This is a genomic window from Microbacterium sp. Bi128, assembly GCF_918698205.1.
On the sequence record NZ_CAKKMM010000680.1, the window covers coordinates 1 to 2,676 of the forward strand.

The following is a 2,676-nucleotide window of genomic DNA, read 5'->3' on the forward strand; positions in this document are numbered from 1 at the left end:
TTCGACGGCGGTTGCGCACCGCCGTCGAAAGTACCGTTTGGCAGCCGGCTAGTTCTTGTAGCCGCCGTTGGACTTGATGTTGGCGTCGATGGCCTTGACCGACTTGTCCAGCGCCGTCTTGGGGTCGGCGCCGGCCAGGATGTCCTGGACAGCCTTGCCGTATTCGGTGGCGATGAAGGGATAGGCCGGGGTTTCGGGGCGCATCACCGCGTAGTTGCGGGAAAGTTCCATGAAGATCCGGTTTGTGCCGCCTTTGGCGAACGCGGGGATCAGGGCAGCGGCCTCGTCGGTGGCCGGGATGGTGCCCGTTGCCTTCGCCACCGCGGCCAGGTTTTCCGGCTTCAGCGAGTAGGACAGGTAGTCCATGGCTGCCGCGGAGTTGTTGCAGCCGCTGGTCACGCCCCACTGCCAGGAGGCGCCGCCGATCTTGGGGCCGGTCCCGAGGTCCACGGACGGCATGACCACGAGGTCCTTACCTACCGCTGCGCGTGCCTTGTCCGCGGCCCAGGAGCCGGTGTAGAGAAGGCCGCTCTTGTTGTTGAGGAAGTCCTGGGTGGAGTCCTTGCCGCTCTTCTTCGCCATGAAGCCCTGGTCGGCAAGGCCGCGGAACCACTGGGCCCACTCGATGCCCTTGTCGCCATTGAGGACGCCGTCTGCCGACTGGAACCCGTCGCGGTTGATCAGGTCCCCACCGAAGGACTGCAGGAACGGGGAGTAGGCGTAGGGCAGCCATTCGCCGGTTCCGGCGGTACCCATGTCCAGCGGGTATTCCCACTTGCCCAGCGCCTTGAGCTTGGTCAGCGCGTCCTGGAACTCGTCCTTGGTCCACGGCTTTTCGACCGTGGCGACGCGGATACCGGCTGCCTTGAGGTCAGAGGCGCGTGCGAGCATCGCCAGTGCGACGTCATAGGTGCCAACGGCGTAGGTCTCGCCCTCCCATTTGGCCACCGTGCTCGGCAGGTTCTTGGAAACATCCGCGTCGAGTTTCAGGGGTGTCAGGTACTTCGCCCAGGCCCAGTTGGGAACATTGGGGCCATCGATGTCAACAATGCAGGGGAGCTTTCCGGCGGCCGCGGCCGAGACCACGGAGTCGTTGTAGGAGTCCTGCGGGAACGCCTGGACCTTGATCTTGGCCTTGGCACCGGCGCTCTTGTTGTAGGAATCGACGATGTTTTCAACCGCCTTGAGTTCTTCGGCGTTGCCCGCGTTGTGGGTCCACATGGTGATCTCATTGGAGCCGGCGGACGGGGCAGAGGCGCTGCCCTTGCCGCAGGCGCCCAGGGAGCCGACAAGTGCCGCCGCAGCTACACTGGTGGCGAGGATCCGGGTGAATCGCTTGTTCATGATGGTCAATCTTTCTGCTGAATTTGGGCGTGGGAGATTGCCCCGGGTCCTTCGGGACGCGGCCGGTGCAACGGCTGCGTCCCTTCTTATTGCGGTCCCCGGGCGGCGGAGCAGTGGAACGGTGTGGTGATGCCGGCAATCGGCTAACTTGGCGGCGGCCCGAGCGACCCCCGCTCAATCAGGGGGCAGTCCAGTTGCGTCTGGACTGCGGGTGTGCCGGGATTTTCGATGTCGTCCAGGATTCGGTGGACCGCCCAACTGCCCATTTCGTAGTGGGGAAGGGCGACGGTGGTGAGCCCCGGCCAAAGGGCGTCCGCGATGATTTCGAGATTGTCGATTCCCACAATGGACACGTCCTCCGGAATGCGCAGCCCCAATGCGGTGGCCGCCTGGTAGGCGCCCATGGCAACCCTGTCACTGAAGCAGAACAGGGCTGTGGGGCGGTCGGGCTGACCGAGCAGGCCCAGGGCGGCCTCGCGGCCTCCCGTGGTTTCGGGCTGGCCGATCACGAGGTGGCGGGGGTCGTGCTGCAGGCCGTGCCGCCGGAGAGCGTTGAGGAAGCCTTCCCTGCGGCCGTGCGTGGCGGGGATGTCGTCGATGTTGTTGAGCATCCCGATCCGGGTGTGGCCCGCTTGGATGATTGCTTCAACGGCCGTCTCGGCGGCGCCCACCTCGTCGGGGGTAACCGAGGAAATGGACTTGTCGTTAGTGGTGGAATCCAGCAGCACGGTGGGAAGGCCCTCCAGTTCTGCGGGGACCTGCACGCTTTGGTGGTACATCCTGGCGTAGACCACGCCGTCCACCTGGTGCTGCCGCAGCATGTTGATTTCACGGGTTTCCAGCTCGCTGTCCAGGCCCGAGTTGACCACCATCACCACGTAGCCGCGGTCGTAGGCGGCGTCCTGCGCCCCGCGGATCATGGCGCCTGCAAAGGGGGTGGTGGTGATTTCGTCACTGACCAGGCCAAGGATCTGGGAGCGCTGGTTGCGCAGTCCGCTGGCCATCTTGTTCGGGGCGTACCCAAGATCCCTGGCCACGTCCCGGACGAGTTGCTGCGTCGCTGCCTTCACCCGGAAGCTCGTGGCGTCGTTCAGGGCATGCGACACCGTGGTGACGGAGACCCCGGCGGCCTTGGCCACGTCGCGTCTTCCCACTCTTGTCGTCATTGACTTCCCTTTGCAAAACGTTTTGTATCTGGTGTGAGACACGTTACACAAAACGTTTTGCAGTTGTCAACGGGACGTCCGGCTTTACCTTGATCCCGGTCCCATGGCGAGGCACTTCACGTCACGACACGGGCTCTGTCAGTCGGAAAGGGCACTAGTTTCGTAG

At 64.2% G+C, this 2,676-nt stretch carries 2 protein-coding genes; both read right to left on the minus strand.

Annotation, left to right across the window (positions count from 1 at the left end; translation table 11 throughout):
• Positions 1-48: 48 nt before the first annotated feature.
• Positions 49-1,344 carry an extracellular solute-binding protein gene (locus LQV45_RS24765; protein ID WP_230009262.1) on the minus strand — a complete coding sequence of 432 codons (1,296 nt, stop codon included), beginning with the start codon at positions 1,342-1,344 and terminating at the stop codon, positions 49-51.
• Positions 1,345-1,487: 143 nt separating this feature from the next.
• Positions 1,488-2,510: a LacI family DNA-binding transcriptional regulator gene (locus tag LQV45_RS24770; protein ID WP_230009263.1), complete on the minus strand. Its 1,023-nt coding sequence runs from the start codon at positions 2,508-2,510 to the stop codon at positions 1,488-1,490.
• Positions 2,511-2,676 lie beyond the last annotated feature (166 nt).